Source organism: Thioclava nitratireducens, from assembly GCF_001940525.2.
GTDB lineage: Bacteria > Pseudomonadota > Alphaproteobacteria > Rhodobacterales > Rhodobacteraceae > Thioclava > Thioclava nitratireducens.
The window spans coordinates 2,910,622-2,929,351 of the sequence record NZ_CP019437.1; the positions used below are offsets into that span (position 1 = coordinate 2,910,622).

Genomic DNA, 18,730 nt, shown 5'->3' on the forward strand with positions numbered 1-18,730 from the left:
AGCTGGGTCCCCTCTTTCGTATTGGTCTAAATATCCCCCGCGGAGCGTCCCGCAGGGGCCGCATGCGCCGTCGTCTAAAGGTCGAGTACCGCCTTCGCCGCCCGCGCGATGACGATTTCCTCGTTGGTTGGGATTACGAGAACCCGAACCGCGCCCGCCCCGATTTCGCGCGCATTTTCGGCATTGGCGTCGGGATTGACCGCGACCCCGAGGAAGCCCAGCCCCTCGCAGGCCTGCGCGCGCACGCGCGCCGAGTTCTCCCCGATCCCGCCGGTAAAGACGATCCCGTCCAGGCCGCCCATCGCCGCTGCCATCGCCCCGATCTGGCGTTTGATGCGGAAGCAGAAATAATCGATCGCCTCTTTTGCCTTGGGATCGTCCGAGGCCTCGAGCGTGCGCATGTCGTTGGAAATGCCGGACATGCCCAATAGGCCCGATTCCTTGTAGAGCAGCGTCGAAATCTCGGACGGGCTCATCCCCTCCTGATCCATCATGTAGAGCAGGATGCCGGGGTCCAGTTCGCCCGGGCGTGTGCCCATCGGCAGGCCTTCCAGCGCGGAGAACCCCATTGTCGAGGCGACGGACTGGCCGTTCTCGATCGCGCACATCGACGCACCCGAGCCTAAATGCGCCACGATCATCCGCCCCTTGTGCAACTCGGGCTCGGTCCGCGTCAGTTCGCCATTGATGAAATCATAGCTCAGCCCGTGGAAGCCGTAGCGGCGCACCCCCTGCTCGTAATAGCGGCGCGGCAGCGCGAATGTGTCGCTGACGAAGGGATGGCCGCGATGAAAGGCGGTGTCGTAGCAGGCGACCTGCGGCGTGCCGGGGAAGGTATCGACCGCGGCACGGACACCGGCGAGGTTATGTGGCTGGTGCAGCGGCGCGAACGGGGCGAGCTTGGCCAATTCCGCCATGAGCGGCTCGGACAGGGGTTCCGGCGCGGCGTGGTCGATCCCGCCATGCACGATCCGGTGGCCGACCGCGATCACTTCCAGCCCGGGAAAGGCCGACTGGAAGGCCGCAAGCGCAGTGTGTAGCGCCGCCGCATTGGTGACGAAGTCATCTGGCGCGGAGGCGGGCAGCGGCAGTGGCGATCCATCGGGTCCGCCGAGTTTCATCGCCGCCTCGCGCCGTCCGATCCGGTCGACATGACCAAGCGCGAGCGTCTCGAGGTCTTCCGAGAACAACCCCAGCTTCAGCGAGGACGAGCCGGAGTTCAGTGTCAGGATCGCACGGGTGCTCATGCGCGGCCCCCGCAGGTGCGGTGGTAGTGGATCGAGGCCACGGCGGCAGAGGCCAGCCGCGCCATCCCGCTATCGGAGCGCGAGTTCAGGATCACCGGCACCTTCGCGCCCAGCATCAGCCCCGCCCCTTCCGCGTGGGAGATGTAAGCGAGCTGCTTGGCCAGCATATTCGCGGAGTCGATCCCGGGTGCGACCAGCACCTCGGCCCGGCCCGCGACCGCCGAGCGGATGCCCTTGGTGCGTGCGGCGGCCAGATCGACCGCATTGTCCATCGCGAGCGGGCCATCGACCTCGCCGCCGATGATCTGCCCACGTTCGGCCATTTTCGACAAGAGCGCCGCATCGAGGGACGACGGGATCGCGGGCGTCACGGTCTCGACTGCAGACAGCACGCCGACCTTCGGCACCTCGATCCCGATCGAGATCGCCACGTCGATCGCGTTTTGCACGATATGCACCTTGGTCTCGAGATCGGGCGCGATATTGATCGCGGCATCGGTGACGATCAGCGGATGCACAACGCCCGGCACATCCATGACGAAGACATGGGTGAAGCGCTTGCCGATCCGCAGCCCGGTATTCTTGTCGAGCATCGGCTTCAAAAGCGCATCGGTATGCAGATGGCCCTTCATCACCGCGCCGGCGCGCCCCTCGTTGACCAGCTGCACCGCCATGCGCGCGGCATCGCGGGCGGTCTCGGCGGGCAGGATCTCGAACTTGGTCACGTCGCGGCCGAGCTCTTTCGCGACGGACATGATCTTTTCGGGATGGCCGATCAGCAGCGGCTCGATCAGGTGATGCTCGGCGGCGAGGAGCGCACCGTCGAGCGACACCGGCTCTTCGGGGCAGACGACGGCGGTGACCAAATCGGGCAGCGGCTCGGCCTTTTCCAGCAGTTTCTCGAAATGGCGGTGGCGCTGCGAGATCAGGCCGGGCACTTCGAGAGCATCGAATTTCAGGTGTTTCTGCGGGGCATGAACTTCGGCCTCGCCCTCGACGATCAGCGCGTCATCGCCCACACGGCGCACTTCCGTCTTCATCCGCAGCAGCTCGCCGGGCAGCTTCTCGAGAACCTCGACGCGGGCGCAGAGCTCTTGACCCGCCATCGCGTGATCATGGAAGCGCAGGCTTTGCGCGCGGTAGAGCGTCCCCGGCCCCGGCAGCAGGTTGCCCAGCACGGCGGTGATCAGAGAGGCCACGAACATGCCCGGCGCGTAGGCCTCCTTCCGGCCATCGCCATCGCCATCCTCGTCTTCGAGATGGACCGGGTTGTGATTGCCGGAGGCGGCGGCGAAAACGTAGAAATCGTCGGCAGTGCATAGCCGCTTCAATTCGGCTGACTGGCCGACCTCGATCTCGTCCCATTTCCGGCTCTCGAACATCATTGGCGCGCTCCTTCTTTTTCCTGCACTGCAAGTCTGCGAGACCTGCACGCTGCTGCCTAGGCAAAGATTCGCGACAAATCCTTGATCCGAGACAAAAACCGCCGACAATCCGCTGAAACCCTTTCACTCCCGCGCGGCTGAGCCTAAAGCTTTGGCAGCAAGACATGGGAGGCGTTGCATGGCACTGGCAGAGGCGCTGGCGGAACTCGAAACTTTGCTGGGCGACCGGCTCGATACCTCGAAAGGCGCGCGCGACCAACATGGCCGCAACGAGACGTGGTTTCCCTTCTCACCCCCCGATGCCGTGGCTTATCCGACCAGCACCGAAGAGGTCAGCCAGATCGTGAAGATCTGCGCCGCGCATGACGTGCCGATCACGCCCTATGGCACGGGCACCTCGCTGGAGGGGCACGCCGTGCCGGTGCGCGGCGGGGTCAGCCTCGACCTGATGAAGATGGACCGAGTGGTGGAGGTTCTGGCCGAGGATATGCAGGTCCGCGTCCAGCCCGGCGTGACTCGCGTGGCGCTGAACGAAAATCTGCGCGCGACGGGGCTGTTCTTCCCGGTCGATCCGGGCGCGAACGCCTCGCTTGGCGGCATGGCGGCGACCCGGGCGAGCGGGACGACGACGGTGGGCTATGGCTCGATGCGCGACAATGTGGCGGCGCTGGAAGTGGTGCTGGCCGATGGCCGCATCATCCGGACCGGCAGCCGTGCGAAGAAATCCTCCGCCGGATATGACCTGACCGCGCTGATGCTGGGTTCGGAAGGCACGCTCGGGATCATCACCGAATTGACGTTGCGCCTGCATGGCCAGCCCGAGGCTATCTCCTCTGCGGTCTGCGCCTTCGATACGCTGGAAGCGGCGGTCGAGACGGTGCAGATGACGATCCAGATGGGCATCCCGATGGCGCGGATCGAATTCGTCGACGACCTCACCGCGCAGATATTCAACGAGGCCAACGGCACCGATTTCCCCGCGAAACCGCATCTGATGATCGAGTTTCACGGCTCGGAAAGCGGTGTGGCCGAGGCCTCCGAGCGGTTCGGCGAAGTCGTGGCCGAGATGGGCGGCGCAGATTTCCAATGGGCGACGACGACCGAGGACCGCAATAAGCTGTGGAAGATGCGTCACGGCGCCTACCCCGCCACGATCGCGCATCGCCCCGGCTGCATGGGACTGGTGACCGATATCTGCGTGCCGATCTCGCGGCTGGCCGAGGCCGTTGCCGCGACCAAGCGCGACATCATCGAGGCCGGGTTGATCGGTCCCGTTGTGGGCCATGTCGGCGACGGGAATTTCCACTCTGTCCTGCTGCTCGATCCCGAGGATAAGGACGAGTTCAAACGTGCCAAGAAAGTGGCCGCGAAGATGGCCGAACGCGCGCTCGAGATGCAGGGCACCGTCACTGGCGAGCACGGCATCGGCATGGGCAAGACGGGCTACATGCGCGACGAGCATGGTGCTGGTTGGGACGTGATGGGCCAGATCAAACGCGCGCTCGACCCGCAGAACATTCTCAATCCCGGTAAACTGGTGGAGCAGGACGAATGAGCTTCGAGACTCCGGACGCGCTGCCCCGCGCCTTCGCAAAAGCCTGGGGCGCGCGCGATGCGCAGGCGCTTGCGGGATTTTTCGCGGAAGATGCCGATTTCATCTCGCTGACGGGTGGAGTCGCCTCCGGTCGCACCCAGATCGCGGAGTTGTTCGCAGGCGAACTCGCCGGCGCCTTCTCGCGCGCGCGGCTGGTGACCGGCAAGGCCAAATCGCGCCCTGTCGGCGCCGAGGCAGCGGTCGTACTGCAGCGCTTCGTCCTAACCGGGATCATCACCGAGAACGGCGCCGATGCCGGCCGCATCGGCTGCACGCTGGCCGCAACGCTGGAACTGACGCCGAATGGCTGGCAAATCGTCGCCGCGCAGTTCGTCGTGGAGGCGGGGTAAGCCTCGCTCCGACCGAATATCCGATAGACTTGGAGTGAGCGGAAGCGGCGCTCCCCTACCCCTTCAGCAGGTCCAGCGCCGCAGCCTTCGCGGCGTCGGTGACTTCTGCACCGGCGATCATCCGGGCGATCTCGTCGGTGCGCTCTGCTGTGGCCAGCGCGCGGACCTCGGACGTGGTCATGCCGTCAGTCACCGATTTCGCGACGCAGAAATGGGTGGCGCCACGGGCGGCGACCTGAGGAGAGTGGGTGACGACGAGGACTTGCGCCCCTTCGGCCAGCTTTGCGAGGCGGCGCCCCACGGCATCGGCGGTGGCTCCGCCCACGCCGCGGTCGATCTCGTCAAAGATCAGGGTCAGCGTATCGGTGCCGCGCGCGAGCACGACTTTCAGCGCCAGCAGGAAGCGCGACAGTTCGCCCCCGGAGGCGATCTTGTTGAGCGGGCCCGCCGGCGCGCCGGGGTTGGTGGCGACGGTGAAGCGCACGGTATCGGTGCCTTCCGGCCCGGGCTCGCCCTCGGACAGGCGCGTCTCGAACACGGCGCGGTCCATCTTCAGCGGAGCCAACTCGCCCGCCATCGCGGCATCGAGCTGCCCCGCGGCCTCGGCGCGCGCCTGCGACAGGGCCACGGCGGCCTTGTCATAGGTTGCACCGGCTTTCGCGAGGTCGGCTTCTAGCGCACCGATCCCCTCCTCGCCCGCGTCCAGCGCAGCAAGCTTCTCGCGCAGGCCTTCGGCGAAATCGGCCAGTTCATCGGCCAGCACGCCATGCTTGCGGGCCAAACCGCGGATCGCGAACAGACGTTCCTCGCAGGCCTCCAAGGCATGCGGGTCGAAATCGAGCGCATCAAGCGCGGTCTCCACGCCTTGGGCTGCCTCGCCCAATTCGAGAAACGCGCGCTCCAAGGCCTCCAGCGGCGCGTCGAGGCGCCCTTCGGCCCGGTCCGCAGCGCCCTGCAGCCAGCGATCGGCGTCACGCATCATCCCCTCCGCCCCTTCCGGGCCCAGAGCGGCAAAGGCGCGGGACACATCTTCGCGGATTTTTGCGGCGCCCTGCATCAGGCGGCGCTGACCGTCGAGTTCGGCTTCCTCTCCGGGCTTGGGATCGAGCGAGTCGAATTCCTTCACGGCGTGGCGCAGGAATTCCTCTTCCTCTTTCACGGCCGCAAGTGAGCTACGCGCCGCCTCAAGCTTGCGCGCCGCAGCTGCGCGCGCTTTCCAGGCGGAGCGGGTGGCCTCCAGCAGCTCGGAATGGCCCGCGAAGGCATCGAGCAGCGCGCGGTGGCCGCGTTCGTTCAACAAGCCGCCATCGTCGGATTGACCGTGCAGTTCCACCAGCGAGGCAGAGACTTGCCGCAGCACGTCGCCGCTCGCCCGGCGGTCGTTGATCCAAGCGGTCTTGCGCCCGTCGCGCGCATTCACCCGACGCAGGATCAACTCGTCAGTTACGGGAATGCCGGCCTCGGCCAGCACGTCGCGCGCGGGGTGATCGGAGGGCAGTTCGAACACCGCTGTCACCTCGCCCTGATCGGCGCCCTGACGCACGAGTTCCGCGCGCCCGCGCCAACCAAGGACGAAGCCCAGGCAATCGAGCAGGATCGACTTGCCCGCCCCGGTCTCGCCGGTCAGCACGTTGAGGCCGGGACCGAAGTCCAGCTCGAGCCTCTCGATAATCAGAATGTCGCGGATATCCAGCGAATGAAGCATGTCAGACCATGAGGGCCCAGATCAGAGCCACTTGCCCTGAATCACCTGTCGATACACGCTGGACAGCCACCCGTCGCCCTTCGCCTCGGGCTTCAACCCACGCCTTTGCAGCAGGTTGTACGCGTCCTGATAGAAGGGCGAGGACTGGAAGTTGTGGCCGAGGATCGCCGCGGCGGTCTGCGCCTGATCGGTGATGCCGAGCGCGAGATAGGCCTCCACCAGACGTTCCAGCGCCTCGGGCGTGTGGGTCGTCGTCTGGAACTGCTCCACCACAACGCGGAAGCGGTTGATCGCCGCCGTGTAGTTACCGCGCTTGAGGTAGTAGCGTCCGATCTCCATCTCCTTGCCGGCGAGGTGATCGAAGGCCAGGTCGAATTTCAGCATAGCCGACTGGGCATATTCGGAATCGGGGTATTTCTCGATCACGTCGCGCAGCGCCTGCAGCGCCTGGAAGGTCAGGCCCTGATCCCGGCCGACCTCGTCGATCTGATCGTAATAGCTGAGCGCCAGAAGATACTGCGCATAGGCCGCGTCTTCGTCACCCGGATAGGTGTCGAGGAATCGCTGCGCCGAGGCGCGGGCTTCTTCGTAATTCTTCGCCTTGTGCTGAGCATAGGCTTCCATGATCAACGCGCGCTTGGCCCATTGCGAATAGGGGTAAAGCCGCTCGACCTCGGAGAAATATTTCAGCGCGGTGTTGGGACGCCGCGGATTGCCGACCTCGAGCTCGTATTCGCCGCGCTCGTAGATTTGCTTGGCCGTGAAGTTTTCGAGGTTCGGTGCTTTGTTCGGATCAGGACCGCAGGCGGAAAGCGCCATAACAAGACCAAGAGCCCCGAGTTTCGCTGCCGCTAATTTGCCGCGCGCCATGCCCTGCCCCATCCCTCTTTCGTTGCCGGAGAAAGGCCCCGGACCCGTCAATCACTGCCCCGGTTCGGAGGCCGTTCGGCATGTCCTAGCACAGAAAAATCCGGGGCGCAAAATGCCTTTGCGGGTTTTGACGCCCCTTTTCCCGATGCCCGCGAACCCGTGACCGGGCCGCGATGCGTTCAGGCCGATGCCAGTGCCGCTGCCGAGCATACACCAGCTCCGGGCAGGCTGTAAGCCTGTGCGGACGAGCAGGTTTCCCAGCACCACGCATCGGGGCGCGCAAACAGCGCCCGCAGAAGCTGGTTCGTCATCGCGTGACCCGCGCGGTTGCCGCGATAACGACCGAGGATCGGCGCGCCCGCGAGCGCGAGATCGCCAAGCGCGTCGAGCATCTTGTGGCGCACTGGTTCGTCCGCGTGACGCAAACCGCCGGGGCTCAGAACCTTGTCGCCATCGACGACCACGGCATTCTCGAAGGTGCCGCCGAGGCTCAGCCCCTTCTCGCGCATCGCATCGACATCGGCGAGGCGGCAGAAGGTGCGGCTGTCCATCAGCTCGCGCACGAAGGCGCCGTTGGCCATCTTGAGACGTTTGCTCTGACGGCCGATGGCGGCGTCGGTGAAGTCGATCGCGAAATCGATCTCGAGGCTGGCGGCCGGTTCGAGCCGCGCGACGGCCTTGCCGTTGCGCACTTCGACCGGCTTGAGGATGCGGATCGCGCGCAGTTCCGCGGCGAGGTGCCGCAGACCGGCTTCGCAGAACTCGGCGACGAACGGGGCCGATGAGCCATCGAGGATCGGCACTTCAGGCCCGTCGAGCGAGATCAGCGCATTGTGAATGCCCGAACCGACGAGTGCCGCCATCAGATGCTCGATCGTCGAGACCTGGACGCCATCCTCGTTTTCGATCAGCGTGCAGAGCGTCGCGCTCGGCACGTTGCTCCACAAGGCGGGTACGCGGGGGTTCACGCCGGACACATCGGTGCGACGGAACACGATGCCATGGCCCGACGGCGCCGGATGCACATGCATCTCGACCGGGGCGCCCGAATGGAGCCCAACGCCGGAAAAGGCCACGGATTTGGCAAGCGTCGTCTGCACGATAGACCTCACAACTTTTTTCTCTGGCGATCAACGAACACACGGGTTCGGGAGCCGCAGCATCAGTTAGTCAGAGAGGGCGCGGTTAACAATTCACTCTTTGTAACGGCCTGAAACATTGCGACCGTGATCTGGCGGAACACCGCGTATGAGGACGTAAACCTTTGTTCTCCAATAGAAAAGGGCCCGCTCGCGCAGGCCCTTTTCGATGTTTCGTGAAGTCTTTGTGACCGATTAATTTGCCTGACGACGCAGGAATGCCGGGATTTCGATGCGATCCTGATCGTCGGATTGCTCGTCATCGTAGGCTTCCGCGCGCGGCTGAGCGGTCTGCGGACGCTGCTGCTGGGGCTGCGGCGCAGGCTGCTGCGGAGCGTGCTGCTGCGGCGCGTGGCCCTGCTCGCCATGGCCGTGACCGGTCATGCGGTTGATCAGCGAGTTGATTCCGAAACGCGGACGCTCTGCCTGCGGCTGCGGCTGCTGCTGCGCTGCGGGGCGAGTCGCAGCCATCGGACGCTGCGCGGGCGCGTTCGACGGGGACTTGTTCACCGCCGCCTCGAGGCGACGCAGCGCCTCCGGCGAAGGGGTGCCGGGCTGACGCGGACGCGGTGCGACATAGTCATGCGCGCCGTCTTCGACATGCAGGTCCTGCGTCGGCGCAGGCTGCGGACGGTAGGCCGGCGGCGGCAGATCGTCGGCGGCCTCGTGGGCGCGCGGCTGATCCATCGTGGCGCGCGCCGCGGGCGCATCGAACAGGGTCCGCTCTTGCGCGGTCTGCTGCGGTTGCGGCGCAGGCTGCGGGGCTGCCTGAGCGGCCGGCGCGTGCTGCGGCGCAGGCTGGGGTGCCGGTTGCGGCGCCGGAGCGGCGGCTGCGGCGGGCGCATGCTCGATGGTGGCCTCGGCTGCGGTTTCCGCGGGCTTCAGCGGCTCGGCCAGCGAGCGGCGCGGCACCGGGATTTCCGCCGGGCTCGCCAGCGCGTCGATGCCGGTCGCGACGACGGAGACGCGCATCGCGCCTTCCATCTCGGGATCCAGCGTCGAACCCACGATGATGTTTGCGTCCGGGTCGACCTCTTCGCGGATCCGGTTCGCCGCCTCGTCGAGTTCGAACAGCGTCAGGTCGTAGCCGCCGGTAATGTTGATCAGCACGCCTTTCGCGCCCTTGAGCGAGATCTCGTCGAGCAGCGGGTTCGCGATCGCCTTCTCGGCCGCCTGAACCGCGCGATCCTCGCCGGTGGCCTCGCCGGTGCCCATCATTGCCTTGCCCATCTCGTCCATCACCGCGCGCACGTCGGCGAAGTCGAGGTTGATGAGGCCCGGGCGGACCATCAGGTCGGTCACGCCTTTCACGCCCTGATACAGAACGTCGTCGGCCATCGAGAAGGCTTCGGTGAAGGTGGTTTTCTCGTTGGCCAGACGGAACAGGTTCTGGTTCGGAATGATGATCAGCGTGTCGACGACCTTCTGGAGCTCCTCGAGGCCCTGCTCGGCCTGACGCATCCGCTTGGAGCCTTCGAACTGGAAGGGCTTGGTCACGACGCCAACGGTCAGCACGCCAAGCTCGCGCGCGGCCTGCGCGATGATCGGCGCCGCGCCGGTGCCGGTGCCACCGCCCATGCCGGCGGTGATGAAGCACATATGCGCCCCGGCAAGGTGATCGACGATCGCCTCGATGCTCTCTTCGGCCGCGGCCGCGCCCACCGTGGGACGCGCGCCTGCGCCCAGCCCCTCGGTGACCTTGGTGCCCATCTGGACCCGGGCCTGCGACTTGGACTGCTGCAGCGCCTGAGCGTCGGTATTCGCGACCACGAACTCCACGCCCTCGAGCTGCTGCTCGATCATGTTGTTGACCGCGTTCCCGCCCGCGCCCCCGACGCCGAATACGGTGATCCGGGGCTTGAGGTCCTCGTGCTCTGACATCATCAAATTCAACGCCATGTGGTATGTCCGCCTGTTGTTGCTGCCCGACCCTGTCCCAGGCCGATTTCGATGGAAATTAGACCGATTTTAGCGATGAATCGCCGCAGCGTCACGCAAAAAACCATCCCGAACCACAAAATCTGGAGCTCCAGATTCCGTGACCAGCGGTATTTCGCGCAAACGTCAGGATATTGTGTGGATCGTGCGGTCAGACCGCCGCCGCTACGCGAACTTGAAGTTCGCGCGACAGGCGTCTGAGATCAGTCGATTTTCACTTTTGCAACATTTCACCAATTATCGCGGAACCAGCGGATGGCCCGGCGCAGCGAGCGCCCGCCCAGCGTTTCGGGGGGCATTTCGAAATCCCACCATTCGTCTTGCGGATGCGCAGCGAAAAGCGAGAGCCCCACCACGGAAGAGAAGCCCGCCCCGGTCGCGGCCTGCGGCAGCCCCTGCACCCGCATCGGTCGCCCGAGCCTTACGTTCTGGCCGAGGATTCGCGCAGCCAGCCCGTCGAGGCCGGGGATCTGGCTCGCCCCGCCGGTCAGCACGATCTGCTTCGAGGGCAGATGCTCGAACCCTGCGGCATCGAGGATCGCACGCACGTCTTCGAGGATTTCCTCGACGCGCGGACGCATGATGCCGATCAGTTCGGCCCGGCTTACCTGGCGGCGGTCTTTCTCCCAGTCGCCGGAGTCGCCGCCCAGCTCGATCATCTCGCGATCGTCCATGCCGGTAGCCACGACGCCGCCGTGGAAGGTCTTGATCCGCTCGGCCACCGACATCGGCACCCGCAACCCCGCCGCGATGTCGCGGGTGACATGCTCGCCACCCAGACGCACCGCGTCGGCATAGATCATGTGTTTCTTCATGAAGATCGACACGCCGGTCGCACCGCCGCCCATGTCGATGCAGGCAGCGCCCAGTTCCTGCTCGTCTTCGACAAGGCTGGAGACGCCGGAAACATAGGCCGAACTCGCAATACCCGCGAGTTCGAGATCACAGCGCCGGATGCAGTAAATCAGGTTCTGGATCGCGGTGTCGGAGACGGTCAGCAAATGCATGTCGACCGCGAGCCGTTGCCCCGCATGGCCCCGCGGATCAGCCAGACCCGAGCGATGGTCGAGCGCGAAGTTCACTGGCTGCGCATGGAGCACTTCGCGCCCTGCCCCGAGCGGTGGGATATCGCACGACGCCAACACGCGGCTCACATCCACCTCGGTGACCTGATCGCCCTGCACTTCGATCTCACCGGCGAGACCATAGGAGCGCGGTTCGGCGCCCGCGAAACAGGCGATGACGTGATCGACGCGGGTATTGGCCATCTTCTGCGCCGCCTGCACGGCGGTCCGGATCGCGCGTTCGGTCTCTGCCATCGCGTCGATCTCGCCGAAGCGCACCCCGCGCGAACGGGTCGTCGCGGCCCCGATCACCCGAACCGAGGCGTGCCCGGCCAGCGAGCCTTCATCCTCGGTCCCGTTGGGATTGTCGAACTTCAGAACGAGGCAGGCGATCTTGGAACTGCCGACATCGAGGAGCGCGATCACGCCCCGTTGCATCGCTGCCTTACGCATGTTGCGCATTGCGCGCTGGAACTCGTAGAGATCGGTCATTGCGTGGCCCTCGCTTTGAGAATGTCTGACTGCACCCGGCGGAATTCGGCGAGCGCGTTATCGCTGAGCCGGATCGTCGGACGGTCCTTGTTTCGAAAATCAATCACGGTGAAATCGCGGGCGAGCAGATCCTCGGCGGTATTGAGCGCGAGGATGCGGTCGAGTGCGGCGACGGGATCGGTCTCGGGGAGCATGATGCGCTGATCGTGATCGAGCACCATGTCCCAGCGCCGCTCGCCCAACCGCTCCAGCCCGCGCAGGCGCGGCAGGATCGGACCGGCATCGGCGATGATCTCCAGCGCCTCGGGCACCGCCTTGTCCGCGCCCATGCCGGAAATCACCGGCAGATCGGGGCGCGCGTCGCGCGAAATCAGCGTGGCGACCCGGTGGCCGGAGGCGTCGAGCATTTCCAGACCCGCTGGCTGCCGCCAGAGGATCGCGGGCACGCGCTCGGTCACGTCGGCCTCGAGCACGCCACCGGGGCGGATCACGAGGCGCGCATCGGCCACCGCATCGAGCCGGCGGATCGTATCGCGATAGGCATCAAGGTCGATGTCGAAGCTGGACGCGGGCAGCCCCACCGGCAGCATCGCGCGCACGGCATGCGCGACCTCAGGGCTCGCACCCTCGATCTTGAGCAGCTTGACCATGAATTCGGGGCGATGCTCGATCGCGTCCTTCACATCCTGCACCTGCGCGACCAGCTCGGCGCGGCGGCCGGGATCGCCGAGCCATACCCCAAGGCCCGCAACGATCAACACGAGCGGAAGGCCGATCCGGGTGAAGGCGCGCACGGCGGGCGTCAGCCACAGGCGTTCGAGCTTGAAAGCGAGCCGCGACGGCGCGGGATCGCGGCGCGCGGGACGTTTGGAGCGTTGGTAAACGCGAGGAGCCATGCCGCCCGAGGGGCCCTTGCGATGCCCGGGGACTTCGCGCGGCGGGGTCCCGTTCAGCGGCCGCATGAGGCGTCCTCCACCAACCAGGCGCAAAGCTCCGGGAAGTCGATGCCGCAATGGGCCGCCTGTTCGGGCGAAAGCGAGGTGGGCGTCATGCCGGGCTGGGTGTTGGTTTCCAGCAGCACGAGACCGGCGAGCCCCCTGCCCTCGTCCCAGCGGAAATCGGTGCGCGAGAGCCCCCGGCAGCCCAGCACCTGATGTGCGCGAATTGCGTAATCGAGGCAGGCTTCGGTGATCTCGACGGGGATTTCGGCGGGAAGGACGTGACGCGATCCGCCGGGGCGGTATTTCGCGTCATAGTCGTACCAGCCCTCGGTGATGATTTCGGTCACGCAGAGCGCGCGCTCGCCCATCACGGAAACGGTCAATTCGCGGCCCGGGGCGTAGGTCTCGACCATCACCTCTTCGGGCATCTCGGCCGACAGCTGCGGCGGAGAATTCGCGCCGTCCATCACCAGGTAGACGCCGACGGACGATCCTTCGTTATTCGGCTTCACGACGTAGGGCGCGGGCAGCACGTGCCGCGCCATCACGTCCCCCCTGGAGGCGATCACCGATTGCACGATGGGCAGGTTCGCGGCGGCATAGGCCTGCTTGGCGCGGGCCTTGTCCATGGCCAGCGCAGAGGCCAGAACGCCGGAATGAGTATAGGGGATACGGAGCCATTCGAGCATGCCCTGAACGCAGCCATCTTCGCCCCAGCGCCCGTGCAAAGCATTGAAAACACAGTCAGGCGCGGCATCGTTCAGCCGTTGCGGAAGATCCTCTCCCGCGTCGATCTCGATCACTTCGAAACCCGCCGTGCGCAATGCCTTGGCGCATTCGCGCCCCGAGGACAGAGACACCTCCCGCTCAGCAGAAGGGCCGCCCAGAAGAACCGCCACACGGTGGGATGCCCTGCTCGACATACCCGCTACTTTCGCCTCATGCGGGGGTTGGCCCCCGTCCGGTAATTGCGTTGTAGGGTGGAGGTCTTATGCCTCGAATTCTCCTACACGCATGATTTCCCACTCTAGCGAAATTCCGCTCGATTGCACAACCTTTTTGCGCACCTCTTCCCCGAGATTTTCGAGATCGGCCGCGGTCGCCCCGCCAGTGTTGATCAGAAAGTTACTGTGTTTTTCCGACATTTGCGCGCCGCCGATGCGCGCGCCGCGCATGCCGGCGTCGTCGATGACCTTCCACGCCTTCAACTCATGCGTGTCATCGGCGCGTCCCGTCGAGGAAAAGCCCGCCGGGTTGCGGAAGGTCGATCCGGCGGTGCGCTCCTTGGTGGGTTGGGTTGCGTCGCGCTTGGCCAGCTGTTCAGCCATATGCGCCTCGAGCGCCGCCGGATCGCCGGGTTCGGCGCGGAAAGTCGCCCCCGTCAGCACCCAGCCCTCGGGCAGATCGCTCTGACGATAGGCGAAGTTCAGATCGGCGGGCGTGAGCGTGACCCGCTGCCCTGCCCGCGTGATCGCACGCGCTTCGATCAGGTGATCGGCCACGTAACTGCCGTAGCAGCCCGCGTTCATCCGCACTGCGCCACCAATCGCCCCGGGGATCGTGCGCAGGAAGGTCAGATCGAGCCCCGCCTGCGCAGCTTTGCGCGCGACATGGGCGTCCAGCGCCGCCGCACCTGCGGTGACGGTCTCGCCCTCGCAGGCGATGCCGTTGAAACCGCGCCCCATGCGGATCACGACCGCGCGCAGACCGCCATCACGCACGATCAGGTTCGAGCCGACGCCCATCGGGAAGACCGCGATCTCTTCGGGCAGGCCTTTCAGGAAGGCGGCAAGGTCATCCTCGTCGGCAGGCTGGAACAGCCAGTCCGCCGGGCCGCCCACGCGAAGCCAGGTCAGCGAGTCAAGCGGACGGTTCGGCGTCAGAGCGCCGCGCGGAGTATAGGTCGAGGGGCAATCGGTCATGGCGCGTTTCGTAGCCTCGCGCGCGGGGCGAAGCAAGCGATCGTGAGCTCACTCAGCGGTGTCGCGCGTGCCGCGCAACGCCCGGACGAGAAAAATGACCGGCCAGCGCAGCACGGACATCCCGCCCGCCATGACCAGCAGCCCCCAGATCGGACCGTTCTGATAGGTCACCCAGCCGACCAGCGGCACGCCCACCGCGATCAGCCCCCACGCGCCCGGCCAATGAAACCGCCGCGGTCCCATCGCGATCAGCGTGGCTATGAGTGCCCAGACACAAGCGAGAAAGAGCGAGACGGTCATGAGAAACCTCCCAAGGCTGCAATCAGGGCCGCTCCGGCGACCAATGCGCCCACCACCGGAACCGCCATCGGCACCTTGAACGGCGCATAGTCGGACCGGCTTTTCAGCGCGACGAGCGACAAGTTAACGAGAAGGAAGACGCCCAGAAGCACCTTCGAGGTAATACCGGCCAATTGCTCGACCGGGGCGGCGAGCGCAAGCGCAATCATCGCCACGCCGCAAAGAAGTGTCGCGAGAACCGGCGTGCCAAAGCGCGGATGCGCCTGATGAAAAACCGAAAGCGCGGGGCTGCGGCGACCGAGACCGAACAGCACGCGCGCCGCCATCACCACCTGCGCGAGCACCCCGTTCAGCGCCGCCGCCACCGCGATCGCGGCGAGGATTCCGGGCGCGTGCCCCGCCGATTGCCATACCAGCGCCAGCGGCTGTTCGGAGCGGGCGAGATCGGCCAGCGGCACCGCACGCACGGCGGCATAGCTCACGGTCAGATACAAAACGGCGGTAATCGCGAGCGCGGCGAGGATCGCGCGCGGCATGTCACGGATGGGGTCGCGCATCTCCTCGGACATGTTCACCATGTCCTCGAAACCAATGAAAGCGAAGAAGGCGAGCGAGGCGGCCGCCGCGATCCCGGCCCAGTGCGGCGCGGGCAGCGGCGTGAGATCGGGGCTCGGATCGGCGGAGAGCCCCGCCCAGATGACCAGCGCGAGCCCGACCACCTCGACCAGCGTCAGCGCCGCGGCGAGACCGACGGATTCGAGCACGCCGAGGCATGCGACGCCGATCAGCGCCAGCCCGAAGGCGATCATCACGCCCTCGACCGGCAACGGCACCAGCAGCGTCAGGTACCCCGCCCCACCGCGCAGCACCGCCGCCGCGGAGACCGTGCCTGCCACGACAATGCCCAGCCCCACGATCAGAGCCAGCGCATGGCTGCGCAGCCCTTCCTCGACATAGGCCGCCTCCCCGGCGGCTTCGGGGATGCGCGAAGAGAGTTCGGCATAGGAAAGCGCCGAGGGGGCCGCGATCAGCCCCGCAAGCACGAAGGCCAGCGGCGCCCAGATCCCTGCCTGCGCGGCGACCGCGCCGACCAGCACGTAGATACCCGCGCCCACCATGACGCCGACCCCGTAGCCGGTCATCAGCCACGGACCCAATCGACGTTTCAGATGCGCCTCGTCACGCATAGCGCGGCTTTCCTTGCCCACATGAGACGACGTGGCAGCGCCGCAAGCCTTTTGGATGTCGTGCCGGGTCACCCCGGCGCCTGCTCAGCCCCCCAGCTTCGCAGGCAGGTTGTTCGCCCAGGTCGAGATCGTCCCCGCCCCGAGGCAGACGACGATATCGCCGGGACGCGCCTGTTCACGCACCAGCCGGGCCAGATCATCTTCCGACAAGATGGCACGAGCATGACGGTGACCATGCGCGATCAGACCGGCGACCAGATCGTCGCGCGTCGCCCCCTCGATCGGCTCCTCGCCCGCCGAGAAGACCTCGGCGATGGCGACCACATCGGCCTCGTTGAAACAGGTGCAGAAATCGTCGAACAGCGAATGCAGACGCGAATATCGGTGCGGCTGGTGGACCGCGATCACGCGCGCACCGGGCTTCACCGCCTGACGCGCCGCTTTCAGCACCGCGGCGATCTCGACCGGGTGGTGACCGTAATCGTCGATGATCGTCACCCCGCCCAGCACGTCGCCCACCTTGGTGAAGCGCCGGTTCACGCCGCCGAAGCCCGCAAGCGCCTCCTTGATCTCGCCCATCTTCATCCCGAGGTGGCGCGCCACCGCGACGGCGGCCAGCGCGTTCGAGACGTTATGATCGCCCGGCATCGGCAGCGTACAGCCCTCGATCACCGGCTTTCCCTCTTCGCCCTGCAGCGCGATGTCGAAATGCGCGACGCCCGCCTCGTAATGCAGGTTGATCGCGCGGATATCGGCCTGCGCGTTGAAGCCGAAAGTCACGACGCGGCGGTCATTGAGCTTGCCGACCAGCGTCTGCACCTCTGGATGATCGGTGCAGCAGACAGCCAACCCGTAGAACGGGATGTTCGAAACGAAATCGTAGAAGCCCTTGCGCAGCGCGTCGAAGGACCCCCAGTGCTCCATATGCTCGGGGTCGATATTGGTCACGATGGCGATGGTCGCGGGCAGACGGTTGAACGAGCCGTCGCTTTCGTCGGCCTCCACCACCATCCACTCGCCCGCGCCTGCGCGCGCATTCGAGCCATAGGCGTGGATGATCCCGCCATTGATCACGGTCGGGTCGAAATTGCCCTTGTCCAGAAGCGTCGCGACCAGTGTCGTGGTCGTCGTCTTGCCGTGGGTACCGCCGATCGCGATGTTCGATTTCAGGCGCATCAGCTCGGCCAGCATCTCGGCGCGGCGCACGACCGGAAGACCGCGGCGGCGCGCTTCTTCCAGCTCGGGATTTCCCGGCTTGATCGCGGTGGAGATCACCACGACTCCAGCCTCCCCGATATTCTCGGCGCGCTGGCCTTCGAAGATGGTCGCGCCCAGCGTGGCCAGGCGGTCGGTGATTTTCGAGGATTTCGCATCCGAGCCCTGAACCGTGAAGCCCTGCGTCATCAGCACTTCGGCGATGCCGGACATGCCGATCCCGCCGATACCGACGAAATGGATGGGGCCGAGTTCTCCGGGCAGTTTGGTCGCGTTCATTGAGTCTTTCCTGCTAGGTCTTCGACGAGGGCGACAAGCCGCTCGGTGGCGTCCGGCACCCCGTAGGAGAGGGCCGCGCGCGACATCTGCAGCGCGCCCTCGGGGTTGTCCAGCACCAGTGAAATTTGATCCGCGAGGCTCTCTGCCGAGAGCTGGCTTTCGGGGATGGTGATCGCGCCGCCGGTCTTCGCGAGACCGCGCGCATTGGCCGCTTGGTGATCGCCAGCGGCGGCGGCATAGGGGATCAGGATCGCGGGCCGCCCGATGACGGAGATATCCGCGACCGATGATGCGCCCGCGCGCGAGATCACCAGCTGACATTCGCTGAGGCGGCGCGGCACGTCGTTGAAGAAGGGCTCGACCTCGGCGGTGATGCCTGCAGCCTCATAGGCGGCCACGACCCGGTCGAGATCTTCGGGGCGCGCCTGATGGGAGACGCGCAGATTGGCGCGAGCGGCTTCGGGCAGGCTCGCCATCGCGGCCGGAACCGTGTCAGACAGGATGCGCGCGCCCTGCGAGCCGCCGATCACGAGGACCGACATCGGGTAATCGCCCGGTGGAATATAGGCAGCCCCCGCACGCTCCAGCACGGAAGCCCGCACCGGATTGCCCGTGTGCTCGCCCTGCACGCCCTCGGGCAGATCGGTCGGCCAGGTGCCGCAGGCGAAGCGGTTCACCCTCTTGGCGAAGACGCGGTTCACCTTGCCCATGATGCCGTTCTGTTCGTGGATCGCACGCGGAATGCCGAGCGCGACCGCCGAGGACAGCGCCGGGATCGTCGGATAGCCGCCGAAACCCACGACCACCGTCGGCTTGTCCGACAGGTTCTTGCGGATGGCCGAGGCCACACCGCCCGCGATCTTGAAGGGCACGCCCAGCTTGCCGAGCGCCCCGCCGCGCGCGAAGGTCGCCGAGGCGATCTGCTCTACCGTCACCGTATGAGGAAAGCCGCCCGCGTAGCGCGCCCCGCGCGCATCCGTGGACAGCTTGACGCGCCAGCCCCGGCGCACCATCGCCTCGGCCAGCGCCTGTGCGGGGAACATGTGCCCGCCGGTGCCGCCAGCGGCGATCAGCAGTAGCGGGGTCGTGTCCTTGGCCATGT

Annotated in this window: 16 protein-coding genes; 2 read left to right on the forward strand and 14 right to left on the reverse strand. The window is 66.1% G+C overall.

Annotation, left to right across the window (positions count from 1 at the left end; translation table 11 throughout):
- Positions 1–74: 74 nt before the first annotated feature.
- On the reverse strand, positions 75–1,247 hold the full coding sequence (locus tag BMG03_RS13870) for an acetate/propionate family kinase (protein WP_075775594.1): 1,173 nt from the start codon (positions 1,245–1,247) through the stop codon (positions 75–77).
- Positions 1,244–2,632, reverse strand: coding sequence for a bifunctional enoyl-CoA hydratase/phosphate acetyltransferase (locus BMG03_RS13875; RefSeq protein ID WP_075775595.1), 1,389 nt, complete (start codon positions 2,630–2,632; stop codon positions 1,244–1,246). The genes BMG03_RS13870 and BMG03_RS13875 overlap by 4 nt, the downstream gene beginning before the upstream one ends.
- A 178-nt stretch (positions 2,633–2,810) precedes the next feature.
- Between BMG03_RS13875 and BMG03_RS13880 the strand changes: the two genes are divergently transcribed.
- Positions 2,811–4,187 carry an FAD-binding oxidoreductase gene (locus BMG03_RS13880; protein WP_075775596.1) on the forward strand — a complete coding sequence of 459 codons (1,377 nt, stop codon included), beginning with the start codon at positions 2,811–2,813 and terminating at the stop codon, positions 4,185–4,187.
- A complete protein-coding gene (locus BMG03_RS13885; protein WP_075775597.1) occupies positions 4,184–4,576 on the forward strand; it encodes an SgcJ/EcaC family oxidoreductase in 393 nt (130 codons plus the stop codon). The genes BMG03_RS13880 and BMG03_RS13885 overlap by 4 nt, the downstream gene beginning before the upstream one ends.
- A gap of 55 nt (positions 4,577–4,631) precedes the next feature.
- Here the strand turns inward: BMG03_RS13885 and recN are convergent, their stop codons facing one another.
- The 12 genes from recN to BMG03_RS13945 all read right to left on the reverse strand — a co-directional run bounded on the left by recN (position 4,632) and on the right by BMG03_RS13945 (position 18,728).
- Positions 4,632–6,281, reverse strand: coding sequence for a DNA repair protein RecN (recN, locus tag BMG03_RS13890; RefSeq protein ID WP_075775598.1), 1,650 nt, complete (start codon positions 6,279–6,281; stop codon positions 4,632–4,634).
- A 21-nt stretch (positions 6,282–6,302) separates the two neighbouring features.
- Positions 6,303–7,151 carry an outer membrane protein assembly factor BamD gene (locus BMG03_RS13895; RefSeq protein ID WP_075775738.1) on the reverse strand — a complete coding sequence of 283 codons (849 nt, stop codon included), beginning with the start codon at positions 7,149–7,151 and terminating at the stop codon, positions 6,303–6,305.
- 179 nt (positions 7,152–7,330) lie between these two features.
- The gene (lpxC, locus tag BMG03_RS13900; RefSeq protein WP_075775599.1) at positions 7,331–8,251 is read right to left on the reverse strand and encodes a UDP-3-O-acyl-N-acetylglucosamine deacetylase; all 921 of its coding nucleotides are present in this window, start codon (positions 8,249–8,251) and stop codon (positions 7,331–7,333) included.
- A gap of 234 nt (positions 8,252–8,485) precedes the next feature.
- Entirely contained in the window at positions 8,486–10,189 is a 1,704-nt protein-coding gene (gene ftsZ / locus BMG03_RS13905; protein WP_075775600.1) for a cell division protein FtsZ, read from the reverse strand.
- A 269-nt stretch (positions 10,190–10,458) separates the two neighbouring features.
- Positions 10,459–11,784: a cell division protein FtsA gene (gene ftsA, locus BMG03_RS13910; RefSeq protein WP_075775601.1), complete on the reverse strand. Its 1,326-nt coding sequence runs from the start codon at positions 11,782–11,784 to the stop codon at positions 10,459–10,461.
- Positions 11,781–12,746 (reverse strand): cell division protein FtsQ/DivIB, encoded by a 966-nt coding sequence (locus tag BMG03_RS13915; RefSeq protein WP_077701269.1) that lies wholly within the window; start codon positions 12,744–12,746, stop codon positions 11,781–11,783. The genes ftsA and BMG03_RS13915 overlap by 4 nt, the downstream gene beginning before the upstream one ends.
- Positions 12,734–13,648 carry a D-alanine--D-alanine ligase gene (locus tag BMG03_RS13920; RefSeq protein ID WP_075775602.1) on the reverse strand — a complete coding sequence of 305 codons (915 nt, stop codon included), beginning with the start codon at positions 13,646–13,648 and terminating at the stop codon, positions 12,734–12,736. The genes BMG03_RS13915 and BMG03_RS13920 overlap by 13 nt, the downstream gene beginning before the upstream one ends.
- A gap of 66 nt (positions 13,649–13,714) precedes the next feature.
- Positions 13,715–14,647 carry a UDP-N-acetylmuramate dehydrogenase gene (murB, locus tag BMG03_RS13925; RefSeq protein ID WP_075775603.1) on the reverse strand — a complete coding sequence of 311 codons (933 nt, stop codon included), beginning with the start codon at positions 14,645–14,647 and terminating at the stop codon, positions 13,715–13,717.
- Between the two features lie 48 nt (positions 14,648–14,695).
- Complete coding sequence (locus BMG03_RS13930; protein WP_075775604.1) at positions 14,696–14,947, reverse strand: DUF2484 family protein; 252 nt, start codon at positions 14,945–14,947, stop codon at positions 14,696–14,698.
- Positions 14,944–16,134, reverse strand: coding sequence for an APC family permease (locus BMG03_RS13935; RefSeq protein ID WP_075775605.1), 1,191 nt, complete (start codon positions 16,132–16,134; stop codon positions 14,944–14,946). The genes BMG03_RS13930 and BMG03_RS13935 overlap by 4 nt, the downstream gene beginning before the upstream one ends.
- A gap of 84 nt (positions 16,135–16,218) precedes the next feature.
- Positions 16,219–17,628, reverse strand: a complete 1,410-nt coding sequence (gene murC, locus BMG03_RS13940; RefSeq protein ID WP_075775606.1) for a UDP-N-acetylmuramate--L-alanine ligase — start codon at positions 17,626–17,628, stop codon at positions 16,219–16,221.
- Positions 17,625–18,728 carry a UDP-N-acetylglucosamine--N-acetylmuramyl-(pentapeptide) pyrophosphoryl-undecaprenol N-acetylglucosamine transferase gene (locus BMG03_RS13945; RefSeq protein WP_075775607.1) on the reverse strand — a complete coding sequence of 368 codons (1,104 nt, stop codon included), beginning with the start codon at positions 18,726–18,728 and terminating at the stop codon, positions 17,625–17,627. The genes murC and BMG03_RS13945 overlap by 4 nt, the downstream gene beginning before the upstream one ends.
- Between the last annotated feature and the right edge of the window lie 2 nt (positions 18,729–18,730).

What these genes read in the sequence shown, in the direction of transcription:
- BMG03_RS13875 (WP_075775595.1), bottom strand. Translation starts at nt 2,632, where the DNA reads ATGATGTTCGAGAGCCGGAAATGGGACGAGATCGAGGTCGGCCAGTCA.
- BMG03_RS13870 (WP_075775594.1), bottom strand. Translation starts at nt 1,247, where the DNA reads ATGAGCACCCGTGCGATCCTGACACTGAACTCCGGCTCGTCCTCGCTG.
- ftsZ (WP_075775600.1), bottom strand. Translation starts at nt 10,189, where the DNA reads ATGGCGTTGAATTTGATGATGTCAGAGCACGAGGACCTCAAGCCCCGG.
- BMG03_RS13930 (WP_075775604.1), bottom strand. Translation starts at nt 14,947, where the DNA reads ATGACCGTCTCGCTCTTTCTCGCTTGTGTCTGGGCACTCATAGCCACG.
- BMG03_RS13915 (WP_077701269.1), bottom strand. Translation starts at nt 12,746, where the DNA reads ATGCGGCCGCTGAACGGGACCCCGCCGCGCGAAGTCCCCGGGCATCGC.
- BMG03_RS13945 (WP_075775607.1), bottom strand. Translation starts at nt 18,728, where the DNA reads ATGGCCAAGGACACGACCCCGCTACTGCTGATCGCCGCTGGCGGCACC.
- recN (WP_075775598.1), bottom strand. Translation starts at nt 6,281, where the DNA reads ATGCTTCATTCGCTGGATATCCGCGACATTCTGATTATCGAGAGGCTC.
- BMG03_RS13885 (WP_075775597.1), top strand. Translation starts at nt 4,184, where the DNA reads ATGAGCTTCGAGACTCCGGACGCGCTGCCCCGCGCCTTCGCAAAAGCC.
- ftsA (WP_075775601.1), bottom strand. Translation starts at nt 11,784, where the DNA reads ATGACCGATCTCTACGAGTTCCAGCGCGCAATGCGCAACATGCGTAAG.
- BMG03_RS13880 (WP_075775596.1), top strand. Translation starts at nt 2,811, where the DNA reads ATGGCACTGGCAGAGGCGCTGGCGGAACTCGAAACTTTGCTGGGCGAC.
- BMG03_RS13920 (WP_075775602.1), bottom strand. Translation starts at nt 13,648, where the DNA reads ATGTCGAGCAGGGCATCCCACCGTGTGGCGGTTCTTCTGGGCGGCCCT.
- BMG03_RS13895 (WP_075775738.1), bottom strand. Translation starts at nt 7,151, where the DNA reads ATGGCGCGCGGCAAATTAGCGGCAGCGAAACTCGGGGCTCTTGGTCTT.
- BMG03_RS13935 (WP_075775605.1), bottom strand. Translation starts at nt 16,134, where the DNA reads ATGCGTGACGAGGCGCATCTGAAACGTCGATTGGGTCCGTGGCTGATG.
- murC (WP_075775606.1), bottom strand. Translation starts at nt 17,628, where the DNA reads ATGAACGCGACCAAACTGCCCGGAGAACTCGGCCCCATCCATTTCGTC.
- murB (WP_075775603.1), bottom strand. Translation starts at nt 14,647, where the DNA reads ATGACCGATTGCCCCTCGACCTATACTCCGCGCGGCGCTCTGACGCCG.